Annotated in this window: 18 protein-coding genes; 10 read left to right on the forward strand and 8 right to left on the reverse strand. The window is 35.4% G+C overall.

The genetic code is table 11. From position 1 onward, the window contains the following. Positions 1 to 380: 380 nt before the first annotated feature. Both der and RBR53_00545 read left to right on the forward strand, forming a co-directional pair. Entirely contained in the window at positions 381 to 1,784 is a 1,404-nt protein-coding gene (der, locus tag RBR53_00540; GenBank protein MDY0131137.1) for a ribosome biogenesis GTPase Der, read from the forward strand. A gap of 2 nt (positions 1,785 to 1,786) precedes the next feature. Next, positions 1,787 to 3,112, forward strand: coding sequence for a replication-associated recombination protein A (locus tag RBR53_00545; protein MDY0131138.1), 1,326 nt, complete (start codon positions 1,787 to 1,789; stop codon positions 3,110 to 3,112). 20 nt (positions 3,113 to 3,132) lie between these two features. On the opposite strand, the gene RBR53_00550 is transcribed toward RBR53_00545, so the two are convergent. Further along, positions 3,133 to 3,888 (reverse strand): NRDE family protein, encoded by a 756-nt coding sequence (locus RBR53_00550; protein ID MDY0131139.1) that lies wholly within the window; start codon positions 3,886 to 3,888, stop codon positions 3,133 to 3,135. A 160-nt stretch (positions 3,889 to 4,048) separates the two neighbouring features. Here RBR53_00550 and RBR53_00555 point away from each other — a divergent pair, with 160 nt between their 5' ends. The 8 genes from RBR53_00555 to RBR53_00590 all read left to right on the forward strand — a co-directional run bounded on the left by RBR53_00555 (position 4,049) and on the right by RBR53_00590 (position 13,713). Beyond that, the gene (locus RBR53_00555; protein ID MDY0131140.1) at positions 4,049 to 5,335 is read left to right on the forward strand and encodes an acetyl-CoA C-acetyltransferase; all 1,287 of its coding nucleotides are present in this window, start codon (positions 4,049 to 4,051) and stop codon (positions 5,333 to 5,335) included. A gap of 248 nt (positions 5,336 to 5,583) precedes the next feature. After that, on the forward strand, positions 5,584 to 6,630 hold the full coding sequence (locus RBR53_00560; GenBank protein ID MDY0131141.1) for an AI-2E family transporter: 1,047 nt from the start codon (positions 5,584 to 5,586) through the stop codon (positions 6,628 to 6,630). A gap of 91 nt (positions 6,631 to 6,721) precedes the next feature. Next, positions 6,722 to 9,370, forward strand: coding sequence for a DNA gyrase subunit A (gyrA, locus tag RBR53_00565; protein MDY0131142.1), 2,649 nt, complete (start codon positions 6,722 to 6,724; stop codon positions 9,368 to 9,370). A gap of 157 nt (positions 9,371 to 9,527) precedes the next feature. After that, positions 9,528 to 10,571: an NAD(P)H-dependent glycerol-3-phosphate dehydrogenase gene (locus tag RBR53_00570; GenBank protein ID MDY0131143.1), complete on the forward strand. Its 1,044-nt coding sequence runs from the start codon at positions 9,528 to 9,530 to the stop codon at positions 10,569 to 10,571. An 11-nt stretch (positions 10,572 to 10,582) separates the two neighbouring features. After that, complete coding sequence (gene radC, locus RBR53_00575; GenBank protein ID MDY0131144.1) at positions 10,583 to 11,326, forward strand: DNA repair protein RadC; 744 nt, start codon at positions 10,583 to 10,585, stop codon at positions 11,324 to 11,326. Next, a complete protein-coding gene (locus RBR53_00580; protein ID MDY0131145.1) occupies positions 11,319 to 11,609 on the forward strand; it encodes a hypothetical protein in 291 nt (96 codons plus the stop codon). Before radC ends, RBR53_00580 begins: the two co-directional genes overlap by 8 nt. Before the next feature lie 105 nt (positions 11,610 to 11,714). Further along, positions 11,715 to 12,410, forward strand: a complete 696-nt coding sequence (locus RBR53_00585; protein MDY0131146.1) for a VTT domain-containing protein — start codon at positions 11,715 to 11,717, stop codon at positions 12,408 to 12,410. 274 nt (positions 12,411 to 12,684) lie between these two features. Continuing rightward, the gene (locus RBR53_00590; GenBank protein ID MDY0131147.1) at positions 12,685 to 13,713 is read left to right on the forward strand and encodes a hypothetical protein; all 1,029 of its coding nucleotides are present in this window, start codon (positions 12,685 to 12,687) and stop codon (positions 13,711 to 13,713) included. Here the strand turns inward: RBR53_00590 and RBR53_00595 are convergent. From RBR53_00595 to RBR53_00625, 7 genes are all read right to left on the reverse strand, one after another. Beyond that, entirely contained in the window at positions 13,694 to 14,191 is a 498-nt protein-coding gene (locus RBR53_00595) for an N-acetyltransferase (GenBank protein ID MDY0131148.1), read from the reverse strand. The two genes, RBR53_00590 and RBR53_00595, sit on opposite strands and share 20 nt — an antisense overlap. Before the next feature lie 92 nt (positions 14,192 to 14,283). Beyond that, positions 14,284 to 16,221 (reverse strand): PBP1A family penicillin-binding protein, encoded by a 1,938-nt coding sequence (locus RBR53_00600; protein MDY0131149.1) that lies wholly within the window; start codon positions 16,219 to 16,221, stop codon positions 14,284 to 14,286. Continuing rightward, entirely contained in the window at positions 16,221 to 17,876 is a 1,656-nt protein-coding gene (locus tag RBR53_00605) for a HEAT repeat domain-containing protein (GenBank protein MDY0131150.1), read from the reverse strand. The genes RBR53_00600 and RBR53_00605 overlap by 1 nt, the downstream gene beginning before the upstream one ends. A gap of 104 nt (positions 17,877 to 17,980) precedes the next feature. Further along, entirely contained in the window at positions 17,981 to 18,826 is an 846-nt protein-coding gene (locus RBR53_00610; protein MDY0131151.1) for a protein-glutamate O-methyltransferase CheR, read from the reverse strand. Positions 18,827 to 18,832: 6 nt separating this feature from the next. Next, positions 18,833 to 19,951 (reverse strand): chemotaxis response regulator protein-glutamate methylesterase, encoded by a 1,119-nt coding sequence (locus tag RBR53_00615; GenBank protein MDY0131152.1) that lies wholly within the window; start codon positions 19,949 to 19,951, stop codon positions 18,833 to 18,835. A gap of 13 nt (positions 19,952 to 19,964) precedes the next feature. After that, a complete protein-coding gene (locus RBR53_00620) occupies positions 19,965 to 20,411 on the reverse strand; it encodes a chemotaxis protein CheW (GenBank protein MDY0131153.1) in 447 nt (148 codons plus the stop codon). A 12-nt stretch (positions 20,412 to 20,423) separates the two neighbouring features. Next, the gene (locus tag RBR53_00625; GenBank protein ID MDY0131154.1) at positions 20,424 to 23,645 is read right to left on the reverse strand and encodes a chemotaxis protein CheW; all 3,222 of its coding nucleotides are present in this window, start codon (positions 23,643 to 23,645) and stop codon (positions 20,424 to 20,426) included. Between the last annotated feature and the right edge of the window lie 108 nt (positions 23,646 to 23,753).

Here is a 23,753-nt window from a genome sequence, read left to right on the forward strand (position 1 = left end):
GTAGCCAATTAGTTTAAAAAAGGGTTATTAAAATAAGTTTAAACCCGGTATATTTTTATGTATGCCGGGTTTTTTTGATTGGCACTGGCATAAATTTTAAATTAACCATACTGTTATCTTCACCCGATTTATGTACATTCGTTAAATATTTTGATATTTTTATTTTTAAAGTCCTACTCTGTAAACTAAATCGCTGATTTTAATTATTATAGATTCTTGTGTTTTTAATAGTTTGATCTGCAAAAAAATGTTGTAGTAAAATTTTTGTTTCTAAGACTGATATTTAGTTTAAAGATTAGATTTTACTAAATTTATTGCATATTTTTTAAAAATGTGTCAAATAATTCAGTTTTCTTAATATAAATTAAGGTAGAAGTATAATGAAAAAGACAGTAGCTCTCTTTGGAAGACCCAATGTTGGGAAATCAACGATTTTCAACAGGCTTACAAAATCAAGGGATGCCATAGTTGACAATATGCCCGGGGTTACAAGAGACAGGAACTACGGTGATGTGGTTTATGATGATAAATCTTTTCTTCTTGTTGATACGGGCGGTTTTTTATCCAATGATACAGACTCTTTTGCCCAGGAAATAAAAAACCAGCTTCAAATGGGAATTGAAGAATGTGATATAATTGTTCTTGTTTTTGACGGTAAATCCGGGATTTCTTCCTATGATCAAGATCTTTTAAAGCTTGTAAGAGATGTGGACAAGCCCAAATTTTTTCTTGTAAACAAGATAGATTCCCTTGAAAAAGAAGATTTGATTTACGATTTTTATCAAACAGGAGTAGAGCATCTTTTTCCTGTTTCAGGTGAACATGGTTATGGAATAAATGATTTTCTTGATGCCTTGTCTGAGTTTATTCCTTCAGAAGGTGATAAGGATCCAGATAGTGAGCTGATTAAGATTGCAATTGTAGGCAAGCCTAATTCAGGAAAATCATCACTTACAAATAAAATTCTTGGAGAAGAAAGAATGGTTGTAAGTGATGTCCCGGGTACAACCAGAGATTCCATAGATTCCAGACTGAGTTTTAACGGAAAAAACTATCTTATTGTTGATACTGCTGGGATAAGAAGAAAAAGCAAAGTAAATGAAAAGATTGAAAAATTTTCAGTTATAAAAGCTTTAAGAAGTCTTGATAAATGCGATATTGCCTTAATTCTTATAGATGCTTCCGAAGGAATTACAGAGCAGGATGTTAAAATTGCAGGCTATGCAGAGGAAAGAGGCTGCGGTGCAATTTTTGTAATAAACAAATGGGATCTTGTGGAAAGGGATCCAAAGGCACAAAAGCGGTTTGTTGATGATGTGAGATATCATGCCTCTTTTCTTTCCTATGCTCCTATAATTACAATCTCAGCAAAAACTGGAAAAAGAGTTCAAAAGATTTTTGGGTTGGTAAATAAAGTTTATCAGCAATACTCCACAAGAATTTCAACCTCAAAAGTAAATGAGATAATAAATACTGCTGTTGAAAGAAACACCCCGCCTTACCATAAAAGCAGAAGGCTTAAGTTTTATTATTCAACCCAGGTTACGGCCTGTCCTCCAACTTTTATTTCATTTGTGAATTATCCTGATGCAGTTCATTTTTCCTATAAAAGATTTTTAATAAATCAAATACGGACAAAAACCGGACTTGAGGAGACTCCTCTTGTGTTTTTTATGAAACAAAGGAAGGGAAAAGAAGGTTTTATGGACAAGCTTCCAACAAGGCCTTCAATTAAAAAGGCCAGCAAAAGGGGTAAAAATAAAAGACTTAGAAAAAGGCGTTAAATTTGGATTTGTTTGAGCAGAATACAGATAAATTTCTTTATCAGCCTTTAGCAGAGAGGATGAGGCCTGCTTCTTTGTCTGAAGTTATAGGGCAAAAACATATTACAGGTGAAAAATCCCTTTTAATAACTTCCTTAAAAGAAAAAAGAATTTTTTCCTTTCTTTTGTGGGGGCCTCCCGGATGCGGGAAAACTTCCATTGCAAGAGCTTTGTCCAATGAAAGCGGATATAGTTTTGTTTCACTTTCTGCTGTTTTATCAGGGGTTGCAGACTTAAGAAAAGTCCTTGAAGAGGCAAAAGAGCGGCTTTTCAAATTTAAAAAAAAGACTGTTCTTTTTGTTGATGAAATTCACAGGTTCAGTAAATCCCAGCAAGATGCTTTTTTAAAGCATGTTGAAGAAGGACTTATTACTTTAGTTGGAGCAACAACAGAAAATCCTTCATTTGAAATAATTTCTCCTCTTCTTTCAAGGCTTAAGGTTTTTAAACTTAATCCTCTTAGAGAAAATGATATTGTAAGCATTCTTAAAAAAGCCCTGGAAGATGAAGAAAAAGGGCTTAAAGCTTTTGGTGTTGAAGCTGATGAAGAAATTTTAGCCATGATTGCATCGGCAGGCGAAGGGGATTTAAGGCTTTGCTTAAATAATCTTGAAAGCCTTGTTTTGTTTTGTCTTGATTCGTCAAAAAACAAAATAGAAAAAAATGATTTAAAATCAGTGTTTGGAGAAAAAATTTTACGATATGATAAATCAGGCGATAATCACTTTGATCTTATTTCCGCTTTTCATAAAAGTCTTAGGGGGAGTGATCCAGATGCAGCTCTTTACTGGATGGAAAGAATGCTTTCATCTGGAGAAGATCCTTTATATATTTTAAGAAGAATGGTTGCAGTTGCCTCAGAAGATATTGGGAATGCTGATCCAAATGCACTTACAATTGCTGTTTCAGCTGTGGAAGCCTTTAAATTCATGGGATTTCCTGAAGGAAAACTTGCCATGGTCCAGGCAGCTGTTTATCTTGCAACAGCTCCAAAAAGCAACAAATCTTATCTTGCCTTAAAAAAAGCAGAGAAAGCAGTCAGGGAAAACAAAGCTTTTGAAGTTCCTCTTCATTTAAGAAATGCTCCCACAAAGCTTATGAAAGACCTTGGATACAAAAAAAACTATCAATATCCCCATGATTTTGAGTTTGCTTTTGCAGATCAAGAATATTTGCCAAAAGAATTAAAAGGGATAAAGTTTTATGAACCTTCAGATTTTGGTCATGAGTCTTTGATAAGGAAAAGACTTGCCTTTTGGGAATCCAAAAAAACAAATCATAAAAAATAAAATATTTAAAAATTTTTTATTCAGGAAATAAAAAATTCAGTGTCCTTTAAAAGCCCTTTTTCAAGGAATGCTCTTTCTTTAAATCTAATATTTTGATTTTTATCAACCAGAATAACGGAAGAAGACCTCGTTCCATAAGTTTCACTTTTAACAAAAATAGGAGACAGCAGTCTTTCAAATTCAATCCCCATTCCTGTTTCAGGAAGTTCACTGTCTTTGTAAAGCTTGTCATCTTTTAGCATCTCAAGGCTTGATTCAACTATATCTTCAGATTCAAATGATTTTTGAGAGATTTTTTTGGCCCTTATTACTTTTGGCCAGGGAGTGTTTAAGAGATGATTGCATACAGCGTGAAGACCCGGAGTTATTTGGGTTATTTGATCATTTATGTTTGAATAATGATAAAGGCTTTCAGTACTTCCCAAAATAAAATTAAATCCATTGTAAATATCTTTTTCTTTTTTTAGTCTTTCAAGAAAGCTTAAGGGTTCTTCGTCCTTTTTTAAAAAAGAGCTTACAATTATTCCCCTTGATTTTGCATCATCCATTATTTTAGAGGGGTCCCTATAGTTTGTCACTGCTGCAAATTTTTTGGTTTTTCTGTTTATCCCCATCCAGGTTCCTCCTGATTCAAGGTCTTTACCTGAAATTACAAGGGGATTCTCTTCTATTAGATCAAGAGTTTTTGTTTTTCTTTTGTAGAATTCATCGCGGTTTGCAGCAATGATCAGCGGATAATCTTTATTTTGACGGTACGAAAAGACAATTAGACACATTTTATATGCACACAGTGTTTACTATAGGGTTGATCTGTTTAACGAGATTATTGACATTCGCTTCTAATACGGATAATCTGCATCTATAATTAAAGTTTAGTGAGTGTCAACTGTAAAGTTTTAAATATTATTTTTTTAAATCAATTAAAGGAGGAAGTCCATGAGAGATGTTGTGATAGTCAGCGGTTCAAGAACAGCTGTTGGAAGTTTCGGAGGAACTTTGAAAAATGCTCCTGTTGTTGATCTTGGTAGAACAGTGATGAAGGAAACTCTTAAAAAAGCAGGTTTAAGACCAATCCCTTCTGATGAGATGAAGTCAATTTATCCAGATAAACTTAAAGATCAGGGTCGGATAGAACTTGAAGAGCCAGGTTATGATTATGACGATTCCTTGACTCCTGTGGTAGTTGACGAGGTAATAATGGGCTGTGTTCTTACAGCAGGACTTGGCCAAAACCCCACAAGGCAGTCAATGATTGCAGCCGGTTTCCCAAAAGAAACTCCGGCATTTACTGTAAGCAAGGTCTGTGGATCCGGACTTAAGGCTATTTCTCTTGCAGCTCAGGCAATAATGACAGGAGAATCAGATGTAATTCTTGCTGGCGGTATGGAAAGCATGAGTAATGCTCCAATGGCCCTTTTAGATGCAAGATGGGGACATAGAATGGAGCTTACAGGAGTTGGCAAGGTTCATGACCTCATGGTTTATGATGGCCTTTATGAAATTTTTTATGGGTATCACATGGGTATTACTGCTGAAAATATTGTTGCAAAATATGATATTTCAAGAAAAGCCCAGGATGAACTTGCGGTTCTAAGCCATAACAGAGCTTTAAATGCTGTTAAAACAGGTCTTTTTAAGGAAGAGATCGTTCCTGTTGTTATGAAATCCAGAAGAGGCGACATTGTTGTAGACACTGATGAGCGTCCAATGGAAACAGACATGGAAAAAATGAGCAAAATGAGACCTGCATTTAAAAAAGACGGTTCAGTTACAGCAGGTAATGCTTCAGGTATAAATGACGGTGCAGCTTCAGTTCTTCTTATGTCAGCTGAAAAGGCAAAAGAACTTGGTTTGGAGCCCATGGCTGTAATCAAGGGATTTTCTTCAGGTGCAATGGACCCTGCATACATGGGTCTTGGTCCTGTTCCTGCAATAAGAAAGCTGATGAACAGAACTGGAATGGATATAAATTCCATTGATATGATCGAGCTTAACGAAGCCTTTGCAGCTCAGGCACTTGGATGCATGATTGAACTGGGTCTTGATTCAGAAAAACCAAATCCCTTTGGAAGTGGTATTTCCATAGGCCATCCAGTGGGATGTACAGGTGCAAGACAAATGGTTACCCTTATTCATGGTATGAAAAGAAATAATTACAATACAGGTCTTGTTTCAATGTGTATTGGCGGTGGTATGGGTATGGCAATGGTTGTTGATAAATAACAGATGAGCTGAAACTGGAATTGTTTTCAGTTCAAGAGGGAAACTCAAGCTTAAAATAAGATAAAAAAAGTTTCCTTTTAATGGGAAAATAAATAAAAAAACATTTTACTGCCTTTAAAGAAATTTAAAGGCAGTTTTTATTCAAATCTGTGATAAAAAATGTTAATTGAAGGGTAAAATTTTTAGTTGTTATTTTTGCAGGATTATTCAGTTTTATTTTTGATTATAAAAAGGAGTTTTTGAAAAAATTGAAGTCTTCAATACTTAAATATTTTCTTGTGCTTTTTGTTATTTCTTTAGCCTTGCTGACAAGACTTTTATGGCCTTTTGCATCAATCCTTTGCCTTGCTGCTGTTTTTGCTGCCTTTCTTTATCCTTGCCATGTTAAATTATCTTCAAAGATAAGGGCAGTTCCCTCGGCATTGGTGTTGTGTTTTATTGTATTTATAATTACTGGTTTTATTGTTACTGTTTTTGCAGGCATTCTTTCAAAAGAAGCTTATTCTCTTTATCTTGTTGCCAGGAGTGCTGTTTTAAGGGATGAGATTTTTTCTATTGTATCAAGCGATCAGGTTGATAAACTAAACCTTATCCTTTCAAAGTTTGATCTTGAAGTAACAAGAGATGATTTTATTGCCCCTTTTGCCGAACTTGGAAAATTTTTAGGTAAAACTCTTTTTGATCAGGCAAGCATGGTAGCCTCAAATATATTTAAGTTTGCCATAAGTTTTTTTATGCTTTTAATCGTTCTTTTTTTTCTTCTTATGGACGGTAAAAAAGTTGTTGACTACTTTATTTATCTTTCTCCTCTTCCAACAGATGAAGATGAAACAATAATAATAAAATTTAGGGAAATGGCAGGGGCTATTCTAATTGTCAACGGAATGGCTGGTGTTATTCAGGGGATTGCAGGAGGAATTTATTTAAAGCTTATTGGGATATCCTCTCCGTTTTTATGGGGAGTTGTAATGGGGGTTCTTGCCTTTCTTCCAATAGTAGGTATAGGTTTTGTAATGTTTCCTGTTGCTGTGTTTCTTTTTTTGAAAGGGCAGATTTTTCTTGGGATAGTTACAGTTGTCTTTTACTCAACAGCTTCTCTTTTTACAGAGTATTATTTTAAACCTAAGTTTGTAGGAGATAGAGTTAAAATTCATCCTCTTCTTGTTTTCCTTGCTATTATCGGAGGGTTGCAGCTTTTTGGAGTTCTTGGAATAATTTATGGGCCTCTTATTGTTACATTCTTTTTAACTTTATCTGATATGTATCATAGAAAATACCAGATAATGGTTGAATAAAACATGAAATGAAATGTATATTAATAAGGATATGCCTTATTTAACTGTTTTTAAGGCTTTTATTTCAAAATTTATAATTTAAGGTAGTGATATGTCTGAAGAACCAAAAAGTTCTGAAATCAGTATAGAAAAGGAAATGCAACAGTCATACCTGGATTACGCCATGAGCGTTATCATAGGAAGGGCTCTTCCAGATGTTAGGGACGGATTAAAGCCTGTTCATAGACGAATCCTTTTTGGTATGCATGAACAAAGAAACGATTATAACAAAGCTTATAAAAAATCAGCAAGAATTGTAGGTGAGGTTATTGGTAAGTTCCATCCCCACGGTGATTCTGCTGTATATGATGCAATAGTTAGAATGGCTCAGAATTTTGCCATGAGATATCCTCTTGTGGACGGGCAGGGAAACTTTGGTTCCATTGACGGAGATTCTCCTGCTGCAATGCGTTATACAGAAGTAAGAATGAAAAAGATTTCCCATGAAATTCTTGCTGACCTTGAAAAAGAAACTGTAGATTTTATTCCAAACTATGACGAGTCTATTTATGAGCCTACTGTAATGCCTTCAAGATTGCCTGCTCTTCTTGTGAACGGCTCATCTGGTATTGCAGTTGGAATGGCGACAAATATTCCTCCACATAGTTTAAACGAAGTTTCTGATGCACTTATTGAGTTGATAGATAATCCTGAAATTACAATTGATGAAATTCTTGAAATCATTCCTGGTCCGGATTTTCCCACAGGCGGAATAATTTACGGAATAAACGGAATCAGAGACGCCTATCATACAGGCAGGGGAATTATCAAGATCCGTTCAGAAATTTTTGAAGAAAATGACGGTTCAGGAACTGTACTTATATCAAATGAAATTCCCTACCAGGTTAACAAGTCTAGGCTGATTGAAAAAATCGCCGAGCTTCAAAGAGATAAGGTTATTGAGGGAATAAGATATGTAAGAGACGAGTCAGACAAGGACGGAATCAGAGTTGCTGTAGCTTTGAAAAGAGACGCTATTCCTGAAATTGTTAAAAATCAGCTTTATAAGCATACTCAGTTTGAAGTAAGTTTTGGTATAAACTTTCTTGCTGTGGTGGACAGAAGACCTGAACAAATGAACATTAAGGAAATTTTGTCCCATTTTATCAGGCATAGAAGAGAAGTTGTTATAAGAAGAACCAAGTTTGATCTTAAAAAAGCTGAAGCAAGAGCTCATATTTTAGAAGGTCTTAAAATTGCCCTTGATAATATAGACGAAGTTGTTGCTCTTATCCGTGCAGCCAATTCTCCTGAAGAAGCCAAAACAGGGCTTATTGAAAGATTTTCTCTTTCTGAAAAACAGGCTCAGGCAATTTTAGATATGAGACTTCAAAGGCTTACCGGGCTTGAAAGAGGTAAAATTGAAGAAGAATTCCAGGCTCTTTTAAAAGATATTGCCTGGTATAGAAGAATTCTTACAGAAGAACCTTTAGTATATCAGATTATTAAAGATGAAATTTCCCAGATTAAAACTGAATTTGGAGATGAAAGAAGAACAAGAATTGTAACCTCTACCGCAGATATAGATATTGAAGATCTTATTGCTAGAGAAGAGATGGTTGTTACAGTTACAAGAACTGGTTATATCAAGCGTACTCCTCTTTCAACATATCAGAGTCAAAGAAGAGGCGGTAAAGGAAAAATAGCAATGTCTGTAAGGGAGGAAGATTTTATTGCCCATCTTTTTGTGGCTTCCACCCATGATATGTTTTTATTCTTTACAAACTTTGGTAAAGTGTATTGGTCAAAGGTTTATGAACTTCCTGAAGCTCAACGTTCAGGTAGAGGCAAGGCTATTGTTAATTTGCTTGACCTTGAGCAAGGAGAGTCTCTTGCTACAATTTTAAATGTTTCTTCTTTTGAAGAAGGCCATTATCTTCTTATGGCAACTAAAAATGGCTATGTCAAAAAAACCGATCTTATGGCCTACTCAAGACCAAGAGCTGGAGGAATAATTGCCCTTACTCTTGGCGATGATGATGAACTCATTGCTGTGAGAATGACAAACGGAGACAAAAACGTTTTTCTTGGTTCAGAAAAAGGGAAAATGATTCGTTTCAATGAAAGCGATGTAAGACCAACAGGAAGACCTTCTCGCGGTGTTATAGGACTTCGGATGGCAGAAGGAGATTCAATTGTTGGTGTAGAAGTTTCTGAAAGCGATGAAAAGACAGTTTTTGCTGCAACAGAGCTTGGGTATGGAAAAAGAACCTTGTCTGAGGCTTATCCCTTAAGACGAAGAGGCGGAAAAGGTGTGATAAACATCAAGACTTCGGGCAGAAACGGTGATGTTGTAGGCATGCTTCTTCTTGATGAAAATGATGAAATTATGCTTATATCTGATAAGGGTAAACTTATAAGAATGCATGCGTATGATATTTCAACTGTTGGAAGAAACACTCTTGGTGTAAGGCTTATAACTCTCTCGGATGATGAAAAGCTTATTGGGGTAGCAAGAATTGAAGAAAAGGAAGAAGATGATTCAGATTTAGAAGATGATTCAGATTTAGAAGATGATTCAGATTTAGAAGATGATTCAGATTTAGAAGATGATTCAGATTTAGAAGATGATTCAGATTTAGAAGATGATTCAGATTTAGAAGATGAGTCAGATTTAGAAGATGAGTCAGATTTAGAAGATGAGTCAGATTTAGAAGATGATGATGAGAACTTTGAGAAAAGCGACAATGAAGACGAATAATTTAGACAATTAAATACGGTTTTTGCTTGACCTTAAAGTTAAAAGCTGCACTTTAAAATTCTAGTGTTATTTTAGATTTAACTTTGGAAAGACTATGAAACAAGTCAAAATAAGCTTATTTTGACTTTGATTTATAAAAAGCAAAAAATGAAAGAATATGATGAGTATAAATGAAGAATTCAAAGAGACCAAAATATCTGTAATTGGAGCAGGAAGCTGGGGTACCTCACTTGCAAATCTTCTTGGAGTGAAAGGTTTTAAGGTAAAACTCTGGTGTTATGAAAAAGAAATTCTTGATTCAATAAATACAACCAGGGAAAACAAAGTTTATCTTCCCGAAATAACACTTTCAAGAAACATTATTCCTGATACCAGTTTAGAAAGGGTATTGGCTGGAACCAATCTTGTTGTACTTGTTGTTCCTTCTCATGTGATGAGAGAAACCCTTGAAAAAATCAAACCTTTTTTAACAAAAGAAATGATTTTTATTTCTGCATCCAAGGGAATAGAAAATCACACCTATAAAACAATGACCCAGGTAATTGAGGAGGTTCTTGAAATAGAGCCTTCCAATTGCGGAGTTTTATCAGGCCCAAGTTTTGCCAGAGAACTTGGAGAGTTAAAACCTACGGTGGTTACCATTGCTTCAAAAGATCCTGATACTGCAACTTATGTCCAAAAGGTCTTTGCATCCACATATTTCAGGGTTTATACAAGTGAAGATACAATTGGGGTTGAAGTTGGAGGAGCTGTTAAAAACGTAATAGCCATAGCATCAGGGGTGGCCGATGGAATGAGGCTTGGACTTAATGCAAGGGCGGCTCTTATTACCAGAGGCCTTGTTGAAATAAGAAGAATCGGTCTTGCAATGGGAGCAAATCCCCATACATTTTCCGGACTTTCAGGAGTAGGGGACTTAATTTTAACATGTACAGGCAGTCTCAGTAGAAACCATACAGTTGGCTTTAAACTTGGTGAAGGCAAAAAATTAGATGATATCTTAAAAGAAATGAGAATGGTTGCTGAGGGGATAAAAACAGCTAAATCTGTTTATAATCTAAGTAAAAAACTTAAAATTGAACTTCCAATCTGTGAGGAAATATATAACATATTGTACAATGAGGCTAAGCCTTCCAGGTCTGTTGAAAGACTGATGACAAGAAGACTTAAAAACGAAATTGATTTTAATTTTGATGTTTAGTCTGGTTGACAATGCAGGAAAGTAAAAAAAAGAAAAATACAAATTTAGGCCATAGACAAAGACTTAGGGAAAAATTTTTTGAAACAGGTATTTCTGGTTTTCATGATTATGAAATAATTGAAATACTCTTGACTCTTGGGACTCCCATAAAAGATTGCAAGCCTATGGCAAAAGAACTTTTGGAAAAATTCAAAACTTTACCCAGGGTTCTTGAAGCTCCCCTTAAAGAACTCAAATCTGTAAAAGGAATTGGGGAAAACAATGTTTTCCCCCTTGTTTTTGTAAAATCAGCTGCAGAAATTTACTTAAAGAGAAAAGTTGAGAACAAAGATATTTTGTCCTGTTCTGAAGATGTTTTTAATTATCTTTATTTTTCCATGAGAGAAAAGGATAAGGAAATCTTTAAAGTAATTTTTTTAAACTCCAAGAATCAGATTATAGGGATAGAAGATATGCATGAGGGCAGTATTGCATCCAGTGCTGTTTATCCCAGGGAAATTATTAAATCTTCTCTTGAAAAAAGTGCATCAGCTCTTATTTTTGCCCATAATCATCCTTCAGGCTCTGTAGATCCTTCAAAGTCTGATGTTTTAATAACAAGAAGACTTGTTCATGCCTGCCTTAATATGGATATAAGAGTGCATGAGCATCTTATAATAGGAAATAACAAATATTTCAGCTTTGCAGATGATGGCTATATAAGGAAATTTACCGAAGAGTTTATAAGGTTTGAAAAAGAGAATTTAAATGGATGATAAAACTCCCGGTTGCTTTGGAGATCTTGATATTGTATTTCCTATGACTGAAGAAGGATATAGAAAAACTCCTGACAATTGTCTTAATAATTGCTCCCATAAAAAGGAATGTATAATTTCTGCCCTTGAATCAGAAAAAGGTATTGCTAAAAAGCAGGAAATGATTGATGCCTCCTACCAATCAGGCAATATAAATTTTTTTTCCAGATGGGCCAGAAAAAAAACTATTGAAAATTATAAGACAAAAAAAAAGAGAAAAAAACTTTTCTTTTTTAAAAACTAAGAAATTGGAATTGTCTTTAAGTTTTCTTATAGAAGCCAATAGTTTGCTTTCCTTTTATTTTTTGAGTTTTAGGGTTTTTAATTAAATTTTATTTTTAAGGTCATAATGGGGACTAAATTTTCAAAAAAAATCTATATTAAGCTTGGAATTATTCTAAGCTTTCTGGTTTTAGTTAGTCTTTTGTATATTTACAGGGACAATATTTTTTTTATTGAAATTTTTTCAAAAAGGGAAAAATTTATAAAAAAGATTGAATCCTATGGTTTTATGGCTCCATTTGTTTTTATTTTCATCCAATCAATCCAGGTTATTATTGCTCCAATTCCAGGTCAAATTTCAGGGCTTGTTGGCGGGTATTTGTTTGGGGCATTCAAAGGGTTTATGATTTCAAGTTTTGCTCTTACACTTGGCTCTGTTTTTAATTTTCTAATTGCAAGATACACAGGGCGAGATATTATAAAATTAATTCTTCCTGAAAGATATTTTCAAAAATTCGAGAATTTTTTTGAAGAAGAAGGGAAAATTTTTGTTTTTGCTCTTTTTCTGTTTCCAGGTTTTCCTAAAGATTATTTCTGTTTTTTCCTTGGAGTAACAAATATAAGGTTTTTAGTTTTTTTTCTTTTTACTTTTATTGGAAGAATGCCCGGAACTTTGCTTTTAAGTATTCAGGGAGAAATGCTTTATCACGGGAGCTATTTTACAACAGGTATTATTGCAGTTATCATGGGTACAATTTCCTTTCTTCTTATTTTTTTCAGAAAAAAAATTCACCAAAAATTCAAAAAAGACTATAAACTTTAAAAAAAGTCAAAATATCTGGTTTTCTTTGGTTTCACTCGTTGACCAAAGACAAGGTTTAGTGTTAAATAATCTTATCATATATCGAGTTGGCTAGAATCAGTCAGAAGAGCTTATGAGCAACTGAATTGTCTTAGTTTCTGTCCATAAAAGTCCTCAGAATAAACAAATTTCAGTTTTGGTTTTTACTGGCTTTCATTCACTTTTAATTAACTTTATAGTAAGGGCTGAAAGATAAGTGACAGGAAGATTATGGTATAAAAGAGAAGATCTCAGTTTGGCAAGTAGACTCAGAAGAACTTATTATGAGCTGATGAGAGATGATCTTGATCAGTTTATTCTTCAATATGGTCTTGTTGATTCCTACTTTAATTTTCAGGAAAGAAAAGAACCTTATCCCTTTGTTGAAAGAAGAGAGCTCAAGCCCAAAGCAAGAATTCCTACCCTTGAATACGGTTCCCACAACGCTTTTCTTGTAATTTTTATTGAAGACACTATTCCTGTGTCCCATAAAAAATATATTCGTTTTTTTGACGACAATAAAGTTACAAAAAAGAACTTCATCAAGGCTGAATCTATTTCTTTGAAACAGGAGTTTGAAAGAACTCAGAAGTATCTTGACTCAAAATATGTCTGGGATCTTTTAAGAGATATTCTTCCGGTTGATTATGCTCTTTTAATTCAAAGAGATCCTTCAACCAAGCTTTATGACAAATATTGCCTTACCCATTTTCATGTGAGGATAGACTGGCCCATAGCAGAGGCTGCTGAAGAACTGGCCATTGCCCTTAGGTATACTTCAAAAAATCTTTATGAAAAAGGGGATAAATACGCAGAAGATCTTCAGAAAAAATTTTTTGAATATTATGGACAGCCTGTGATGTCGGGAGGAAGAAGAACAGCTGCTATTGTTGCTTCTCAGTATTTTAGACGACTTTCCTGTCTTTCCACTGTTTATGCTGGAAGCAGTGAAAGTCGTGCTATGATAAGAATATCTGAAAAAGGCCCTTCAAAAACTGTTCTCATGAAGCTTTCAGAAAAAGAAGTCAGGGAGATCTCTTCCCAGAGTTCCATGACAAATGCAGCTTTTAAAGAAAACTATGTTATTGCCAGGGAGGGCAGATCAAGCGTGGTTCTTTTCCATGTAACCTATGAATATACTGTCCATGCAAAAGAACCTGATGATGGCAAACTCAGAGAATTGAATCCAGATCTTTATTGGCTCACTGTTGGTTCGGAGCAGATACTTCCAAAGCCTTTTACCTGGAAATTTCCTCCACTCAATGTCAACAGAATTTATACCTAGGATCTGTATCAACTGGAATAGTGTTCATCATTGCTGTTTCATCGCAGTCAGGAAATTTTACACAATGAATGCAGTCAGCCCATATTTTAAGCGGGAGTTCTGATTTATCAATTATTTTAAAATCAAACTTTTTAAAAAAACCAGGCTGGTATGTAAGCGTAAATACATGGGTCATTCCATACTGGTTTGCCTCTTCCATTACTTTTGAAACAAGAGCCCTGCCTATTCCTTTTTTATGGTAGTCTGAGTTTACAGCCAGAGATCTTATTTCAGCAAGACTTTCCCAACAAAACTGAAGGGCACAACATCCAATTATCTCTTTTGTATCATGATCTTCAAACACCCAGAAGTCTCTCAAATGATCGTAGAGCTGGCTTAAGGGCCTTCCAATCATTTGTCCTTTTGCTGCAAAAGAATTTATAAGTTTATGAATTTTTTTAACATCTTTAAGGGTTGCGTGTCTTAAAATCGGAGTCATTTAATTGTGCTTTTCTTCTAAATTGTTTAAAATAGTGATCAACATAAAAACTTTTGTAGCTCAAGAAAATAAAGTTCAATTTTTAAGCTAGATTATTCAGGGATAAAGATTCCTATCACCCCTTTTTTGTCTTTTGAATCAATTATCTCACCTGAATCCGGATCAAATTTTTTGTATTCTATATTATCAGGAATTGGAAAATATTCAGGGTATTTTCTGCTGTCTGCAATATATTTCATTACATCCTTCCATATAGGCAAAGCAGTTCTTGCCCCTGTTTCCAAATGGCCAAGTGAGCTGTTATCATCGCAGCCTACCCAGACCCCAAGTGCAATAGACGGGGAAAATCCAATAAAAAGAGCGTCTTTGTAATTGTCAGTTGTTCCTGTTTTTCCTCCAAGAGGATATCCTTTAATTTGGGCTCGTCTTCCTGTTCCTTCTTCAATCACTGCCTGAAGAAGGTTTACCATTACAGCAGCTTCTCTTTCAGAGCAAACTCTTTTTGCAATTTCTTGATTTTTGGAATATAGAATTTCTTCTCCTTTGGCTATTGAATCAATATACCAAGGCTTTTTATAGTATCCTCTGGCTGGAAAAACTGAATAAGCAGAGGTAAGTTCAACAAGGGTTGTTTCATAACTTCCAAGAGCCAGGGAAAGGGTCGGGCTAAGTTTTGTTGTAAATCCAAATTCTTTTGCAAAAGATACAAAGTTTTCAGGCTTTAAAGTATCAAGAAGCCTGACAACCGGTATGTTTTTTGAAAGAGTAAGTGCCTTTCTAATGGTTGTTTCTCCGGAAAAAGTTTTGGAGAAATTGTTTGGTTTCCAGTCCTTATTTCCATAAAGATTAAACACAGTGGGAACATCTCTTAGGCTAGTGTTTTGTTGGTAGCCTTCTTTAATTGCCTGAGCATAAATAAAGGGTTTGAAGGCTGAACCGGGTTGTCGTTTTGCATAGAGGGCCCGGTTGAATTTTGAGGTTGAATAGTCTTTGCCCCCTGAAAGAGCAAGGATTTTTCCTGTACTTATATCTATGGCAATTACTGCACATTCAGGTTGTGAATTTATGTTTTTTGCCTTCATTCTTTTTTCAATCAAAGGCATGTTTTTTTCAATGGACTTTTGAACTGCATTTTGAATTTTTGAATTAAGTGAAGTGTGAATTTCAAGCCCTGATTTGTAAAGCAGTTCGTATCCCAGCTCTTCTTCAAGCTTGCTTCTTACAACAGAAGTAAACCAGGCATATTGTTTAGTTGAAATGCTTTTTGTTTCAAGCACAATTTCTGAGACAATGGATTCATCATATTCCTGGCGGGAAATTTTATTTTCAGCCAGCATATTTTTCAACACCTGATTTCTTCTTTTTAATGTTTCATCAGGATTTACTAAAGGAGAAAGATAACTTGGGGCCTTGGGCAGTCCTGCAATAAGAGCAGCTTCAGCAATATTTAAATCATTGGCTGATTTATTAAAATATGTCAGTGCAGCAGATTCTGCTCCGTAAGCACCGCTGCCGAAATAAACCTGATTTAAATAAAGAGCAAGAATTTCATTTTTTGTATATTTTCTTTCAATTTGATAAGAAAGAATGATTTCTATAAGTTTTCTTTTTATTTTTTTTTCAGGAGACAAAAATAATGTTTTGGCAAGCTGCTGGGTTAAAGTGCTGGCACCCTGGGTAAAAGATCTTGTTGTAATGTTTTTTACAAAAGCTCTTGCTATCCCTTTTGGTGAAATCCCGGAATGATGGAAAAATCTTCTGTCTTCAGTAGCAAGAAGGGCATCTATAAGGTAAGGAGAAAAATTCTCCAGATTAAGATGGATTCTTCTTTCAGTATACAATTGGCTTATAAGCTGGTTGTCAGCCGAGTAGATTTTTGTAATAAGAGGCGGGGTGTATGTTTCAAGCCTTTTAACTTCATTTAAGTCAGGAAGTTTAAACATATAAAGACCTATGCTGCCCCCAAGAGTTATGCCGGCACAAATAAACAAAACACTAGGAAGAATCTTTTTTAAAAACTTAAAAGCCATTATTTTTTAAGCAGCTTGTCCAAAGCATCTTTTAAATCTTCATCTCTGAAGGGTTTGTTTATCACTATATTTATTCCTGATTCTTTTATCTTTTTGGAATCCAGTCTGTTTTTAGTTGTTTGACCAATAAAATCACTTTGGGTAGTTACCATAATAATTGGAAGCTCTTCAGGGCGATAAAATTCTCTTGCTTTTTTGGTAAGTTCAAGCCCGTTTATTTCAGGCATGTTAAGGTCTGTGATCAAAAGATCGGGCTTTTCATTTTCCATGGCTTCAATTGCTTTTGAAGGAAATTCGAAAAGAACAGGGAGAAGTCCCATTTGATGGAGCTTTTGTTTGTAGATACGAAGCATCATTTTTGAGTCATCAACAGCAAAAACAGTAAGAAGTTTTTTGGTGTCTTTGAAATCAGTTGATGCCATTATTTTTTCAACAACTTCATCTTGATCAAGAGCTGCAAGAAGGTTTGTAAAGTGTTCTCTTGTATCAGGATGGGCATTTTTTGACAGATGAATTATTGAAAGATTGGCAAAGTTTTTTTCTTTTATAAGCTGCTCAAAAATTCTATCGGCACCTGAGTCAATTATGGTTGCAACTATTTCTTTTGATTCAGCATCCATAGAGGAAACCATGTTTTTTATTCCTGCAACAAGAATTGGTGAAAGGTTTTTATCTATTGCTCTTGCCGCTGACATTCTCACTTGCTTTTCAAGATCTTGAAGTCCTTTAGCAAGACTTATGGCAGCTTTGTCTGAAGGAAGTTTTTCCAGGGCTTCATAGGCTGCAAATCTTATATTAGGATTTTCAGGATGTTTGAAAAGGAGTTTTGAAATTGCCTGAATTGCACTTTTGTCGCCAATGCTTCCAAGCACATTAAGGGTTAAGATTGTTGAATCATCATCTTCGCATTTTAGATTTTCAATTACCATGGGAACAGCTTTTTCTCCAATGTTCACAAGATTATCAATAGCTCTGTTTCTTATTGAGGTTGAATGGGAGTTTAAAAGCTGAATAAGCTTTGATAGAGCATAATGATCCTGAACTTCTGCCAGCTTGTCTACAATGAGAAGATCTGCCTCGGTTTCACCAGTTATAGCTTCTCCAAGAAGATTGATGGCCGAAGGTCCGCCAAGCTTGGATAGAGCATTTACTGCTTCTGTCTTAAGACCAGTGTGTCCGAAATAAAGAAAGTCAGCAATTTTACGTATGGTTGAAGTTGAGCCAATAGATGCAAGTGCTCTTATAGCTGCAGTTAGAGTTGGTACATTTGTTTCGTTTACCAGGATATCATTTAAAGCTGGGACAGCATCTGAAATTTGGAGTTCACCGGCAATCCTGATTAAAATTATTTTGTTATCAACTTTTGGATCTTTTAGGTATTTTACAATGAGTTCACCATGGTTGAAGAATTTATCAATCAAAAGTGAGTAGAGCCTTTTTTTTATTGAAGGCTCTTTAATTTCAAATTTGATTATATGAACAAGGCAGGGATATGAAATTTCATCTGGAGCCCTGCTGATTTCTAAAAGAGTCTTTGTTTGGTTTTTTTCATCAAGTCCTGGAAAAAACTGAATAAGGGCTTTTGCCTTTACCAGGTCATTTTCTTTTATGCAAAATTTAAGTTCATCAATAAATTCTTCGGGTTTAACTGACATTTTATCTCTCTGTCTTTATGTTTTTAAGGCTTAAGAAACTAAATTGACTGGTTAGCCCAGCCATGGTTAAGTTGAAAATCGGTAAAAAGAATAAACCTTTGGCCCTAGTCATCCTTAAATTGGTAAAAAGTTGAATTTAAATATCTTTGAGGTTTAAACATCTGGGTGTCGTTGTTTAAAGATTCTGTAGAACCTATAAGCAGGTAGCCGTCCTTTTCAAGTGAATTCCCAATAGTATGATAAAGCTTTGCCCTGTCAGGCGGATTAAAATAAATAGCAACATTTCTGCAAAAAACAATATCAAATTTTCCAGTGATGTTAAGAGGTTTTAAAAGATTAACTTTCTGAAAAGAAACCATGGATCTTATTTCGTCTCTTATTTTCCAGTTATCCCCTTTTTTTGTAAAAAACTTTCTCAGCCTTTCAGGTGTCAATCCTCTTGCAATTTCAAACTTATTGTATAAACCATAGCTGGCTTTTGCTATAGCAGCATTTGATATATCTGTTCCTAGAAGGCGGATATTATATTGTTTTGAATTTGCAATGCCCAGCTCATGCATTATCATTGCAACACTGTATATCTCCTGACCTGTGGAGCTTGCAGCACTCCAGATTCTAATGTTTACAGGCCTTCCGATTTTTCCCGCAGATCTTTTATCTATAAGGTCTGGAAGAACTTTAAATTTTAAAAGTTCAAAAGGATTTTTGTCCCTGAAAAAATATGTTTCATTAGTTGATATTGCATCAATAATTTCTTTTTCTAATTTTTTCCCGGGGTCACTTAAAGCTGAATCGTAGAGTTCTTTAAAAGAGTTTAGGCTGTGTTTTTTTAAAATTGGCCTTAGCCTGGTTTCAATGAGATATTCTTTTCCTGGGTCAAGTGAAATTCCCGAAATTGAGAGAATGTATTTTGCAAAAAGAGAAAACTCAACCGGAGTTATTTTTACCATAATTTATCACCGCAGCCTTGATGGACTTTTGACAGTTTTAACTATTTCATCTGCAATGTCTTCAAGGGAGCAGATAGTGTCAACTATCCCTTCTTCTATAGGAGCTTTTGGCATTCCATAAACAGTGCAACTTTCTTCATCCTGGGCAATTATGGTTGCATTTTTTTTGTGCATTTCCAGAAGCCCTTTGAAGCCGTCAGAACCCATCCCGGTCATAATTACACCGGTAGCCCTTCCAACATAATAATCAGCCACTGATCTGAAAAGGTAATCAGCTGAAGGTTTGCAGCTGTTTTCAGGAGGATCATCTGTAATTTTTATAAGCCTTCTCATCCCGTCGTTTGAGGCAGCGACTTTCATCTGCATGCCTCCGGGAGCAATATAAACCTTATTAGGTTCAATTGTCTGCCCGTTGACTGCTTCCATAACTGAAAGTTTTGATTTTGAATCAAGGCTTTTTGCAAGAGATGCTGTAAAAACCGGCGGCATATGCTGGACAATAAGTATTGGAACTCCGATGTTTTCCGGAAGCATGGGGATCATTTTTGAGAGTGCATTTGGTCCCCCGGTTGATATGGCTATTGTAATAATTTCTGATTTTGATTTTAATGAGAAGGGTTTTGTTAATGTTTTTTTTGTCTGGGATTTATAATCAGGTTTTGTGATTTGGGGTAAAGGTTTTTTTGTGCTTTTAAATCTGGACTTAAGTTCCCTTCTTTTTAAAAAAGCTTGAATAATAGGAACAAGGCTTGTTTTTACTTTTTCCATATTTTCTTTCATTGAACTGCCATCAGAAGAAGGCTTTTCAATAAAATCAAAAGCTCCCAGTTCAAGTGCTTTGATGGTGATATGGCTCCCTTTTCCTGTAAGGGTGCTTACCATCAGAACTCCTATATCTAAATTTTTTTTATTGAGCTCTTCTAAAACTTCAAGTCCGTTCATCCCGGGCATTTCGACATCAAGAGTAATCATATCAGGTTTAAGAGAGTCAACCTTACTTAGGGCAACTTTCCCTGTATTGGCGGAACCCACAACTTCAACCTGAGGAATTTCTTTAAGGATGTCGCTGAGGATTTTTCTGTAAAATATTGTATCATCAACAACTAAAATTCTAACTTTATTCAATTTAATATCCTGACTAATCAGTTGATAAAACTTTTTCTATATCTAAAATTCCTATGAGAGTTTTTTCAGTCTTTACAATGTTTTCAAAATAACTGCCCTCAATTCCTCCAAGGTTTGCCGGAGGGCTGTCAAGCTGTTCTGCCCTCGCAACTATCACGTCGCTTATTTCATCCACAAGAAGTCCTATTTGCTCGTCGTAAAAATTGACTATTATATTTCTATTTCCTTTGCTTTTTTTCACAGGAGAAAGTCCAAGCTTTTTTCCAAGGTCAAGGATAGTTACAATTCTTCCTCTTAAATTCAAGATTCCTTTTACAAAATCTTCAGCCTGGGGCACAGTTGTTACTTCAAACTGCTTGTTTATCTCCTGAATATTTAAAATATCTATTCCGCAAAGAGCCTCTCCAACATAAAAGGTGGCAAGTTCAAGGTTTTTGGCTGATTTTTGTTGTATGGTCATTTTCAGTCCTTTTTAGTTGAGATAATTTTTTATTGTTTCGAGAAGTTTTTCTCTGTCAAGTTTGATTTGGTAGTCATCAATTCCAACAGCTCTTCCCTTTGCCATATCTCCTTCTCCTGCCAGGGAGGTAAGTGCTATAACAGGAAGATTAGAAAATCTTTCATCCTTTTTAATTCTGGATGTAAGTTCAAATCCGTCCATGTTGGGCATTTCAAGGTCAGTAAGCACCAGGTTATAATTGTATTCTTCAGCGGAAATAATATTCCAGGCAATTTCTCCGTCTTCAGCTATTGTTACATCATAGCCGTCTTCCGCAAGGAAACCACTAACCTGATTTCTGAAAAAAGACGAATCTTCTGCAAAAAGAATTTTAATTGAGCCAGGATCCAGGGAATTGCTTTTGTTTATATCTGAATAAGTTTCAGATTCATTGTACCATTCCGGATGCAAAATTTTGAAAAAGGAATAAACATCAACCATCAGGGTTGTCATCTCATTTATTATAAGAGAGCCCATTATTCCCGGTTGCATCAATGTTTGTGTGTCAATGTTGAGGACTACATCAACTGCATCTACAGGCGGCTGCACCATTAACCCAACTTCTTTTCCCTTAAGCTTAAACACTATGACTTCGACTTGTTCGGAATCAGGAAGCGGCTGAACATTGGCAACTTCTCCAAGCTCGTGAAGAGGAAGCGAAGCTCCGCGATATTGAACAACTCTCTGACCGCCCACAAGTTCCACACTTTTTGACTTTATTCTTTCTATTCTTTCAACAAGATTTAAGGGAACTGCAAATTGTTCCTCCTGGGTGTTTTTAAAAAGAAGAAGGGAAGCATGTTCTTTGAGCTTGTTTGATGAACTTTCCAATTTGTTTTTTTCTTCTACAAGTTTTTTAGAGGATGAAAAATTTGATAATTGACTCATTTCTGCAATAGAAGCAACATCAAGTATAAGAGCAACTCTTCCGTCTCCCATAATTGTGGCTCCTGCATATCCTTTGCAGTTTTTAAGATGTTTCCCCAGGGGTTTTACAACAATTTCTTCAGAATCCATTAGTTCGTCTACAATAAGGCCGTATCTATGTGTTCCTGCTGAAACCACAGCAATATTGATAGCACTTTTTGAGTGATATCTTCTGTCATAGTCTTTTCGTATTTGAATTTCTTCTTCAGAAAGCTGCTTATCATCTCTAGTTTCGTCAAAGAAATCTTTGGAGCGTCTGTCAGCTATACTAAACCTTCTCTCGGGTTTTTCTTCCCCTGTTTCAGGGTCAATAAAAGTTCTTGGAATCTGAAGAACATCAGCCAGTCTTATAAGGGGAAGCAAAGTACCTCTCAGCCTTATAACTGAAGCATTTCCTACTTTTTCAATTTTTTCTTTTATTTGCCCTGCAGGGACTCTTAAAAGTTCATCCAAATTTACCTGGGGAATTGCATATTTTTCATGTCCTGTGGAAGTTATCTGGCTTGGTATAATTGCAAGTGTAAGAGGAAGCTTGATTTTGATTACGGTTCCTCTGCCTTTTTTGGAATCAACGTCTATAATTCCGCCTAGTTTTTCCAGATTGCTTTTTACAACATCCATTCCTACTCCCCGGCCCGAAACTTCAGTAACCTCTTCAGCTGTTGAAAAGCCTGGAGCAAAAATAAGGTTCATTTTGTCTTTGACGGAAAGAAGGTTAATCTCTTGTTCTGTTATCACACCTTTTTTTAATGCAATGGAAGCAATCTTTTCAGGGTCAATTCCACCACCATCATCCTCAATTTCAATATTCACCTGTCCTGCTTCGTGGTAAGCCTTGAGACTTATGGTTCCGTTTGGAAGTTTTCCTGCCATTTCTCTTACATCAGGCATTTCAATACCATGGTCAACAGAGTTTCTGACAAGATGAGTAAGAGGGTCGTTGATTGCTTCTATTATTGTTTTATCAAGTTCAACATCCTTACCTTCCAATATAAGGTCAATTCTTTTTCCCAGATTTTTTGAAAGATCCCTTACAACTCTGGTGAATTTGTTGAAGACATTGGATATGGGCTGCATCCTTGTTTGCATAATAGCTTCTTGAAGTTCTGAAGTTATCATGTCAATTCTCTGGCTTGCAGAGTCTATATTATGCTGGTTTGATGAACTTAGTCCTTGGACGAGCTGGTTTCTACTTAGAACCAGTTCTCCGGCAAGGGTCATAAGGCTGTCAAGCAGATTTATATTAACCCTGAGTGATGACAGTGTTTTCTTTGAAAGGTCATCATTTGGGCTTGGTAAAGGTTTCTTTTGTCCGTTATTTATTTCTGAAGGCACTGGGTTTTGTGGGGATTTGTTTTTTTCCATTTCCTTTGGCTTTTCTTTTAGTGGTTTTTCTTCTTTTGATTCTTTAAAAACAAGAGGTTCAGTTTCCTTGACTGGTTCTTCAGCTTTTTTAATCAGAGGACCTTTTGCTTCTTGGATATCCTCTTCTGGAAGAGACATTTTATCATCTATTATATTGTGGACATATTCTTCGTCAAGTTCCACAAGTATTGGTGCCATATCAGGTTCTATTATTGAGCCGAAAAGAATGAACAGTGGAATTTTTGTTGGAATTTCATCTTCTAGGGTTCCTATTGAAGAAACGTCAATCTTGCAGTCAAGGATTACTCCGCTTTTTGAAAGGGAGGTTATTACTTCAAGCGGATTTTTGTTTTTTTTATGAATATCTTTAATAAGGTCGTATTCAAGAATATAAATAAATTTTCCCTGTTTTTTGGCCTGTTCAATATCATATCTATTTGGTCGAAGAATGATTTTACTTTCAGGGTGCTGTATTTGGCAGATTTCTTCTATTGCAATCTGTTCGTCTTCAGGAAGATTTGTTTCAGTTATGCTTTTCAAATCTTTGACAAATTGACTTATTTCTTGATCATTACTTGTTTCAATGTTTGAGATTAGTTCTTTCAGCTTGTCAAAGCTTCTCAGAAGAATGCTGATTATATCAGAGCTGATAACAATCTCTCTGTCCCTTATAAGGCCAAGAATGTTTTCCAGATAATGAGAAAGCTCTTTTACAACGTCAAGCCCCATGAAACCAGCACCTCCCTTGACAGAGTGAGCGGCTCTAAAAACACTGTTCACCAGCTCATCGTCAAGTTCCTCTCCTTGTTCTTCAAGGGTGAGTAAGTCTGTTTCTATATCACCAAGATGCTCCAGGGATTCTTCGACATACATTTGCAAGGTTTCATCATCATCAAAAAACATGGGGGAGTCCTCCTGATTAAGTTGTTTTTTCTGAAAACTTTGGGGAAATAATAGTATAATCCTTTGATTATTAACAAAATTTTAAATTTCAAGAAACCAAATTATAAA

The organism is Desulforegulaceae bacterium (genome assembly GCA_034006035.1).
Lineage (GTDB): Bacteria > Desulfobacterota > Desulfobacteria > Desulfobacterales > JACKCP01 > JACKCP01.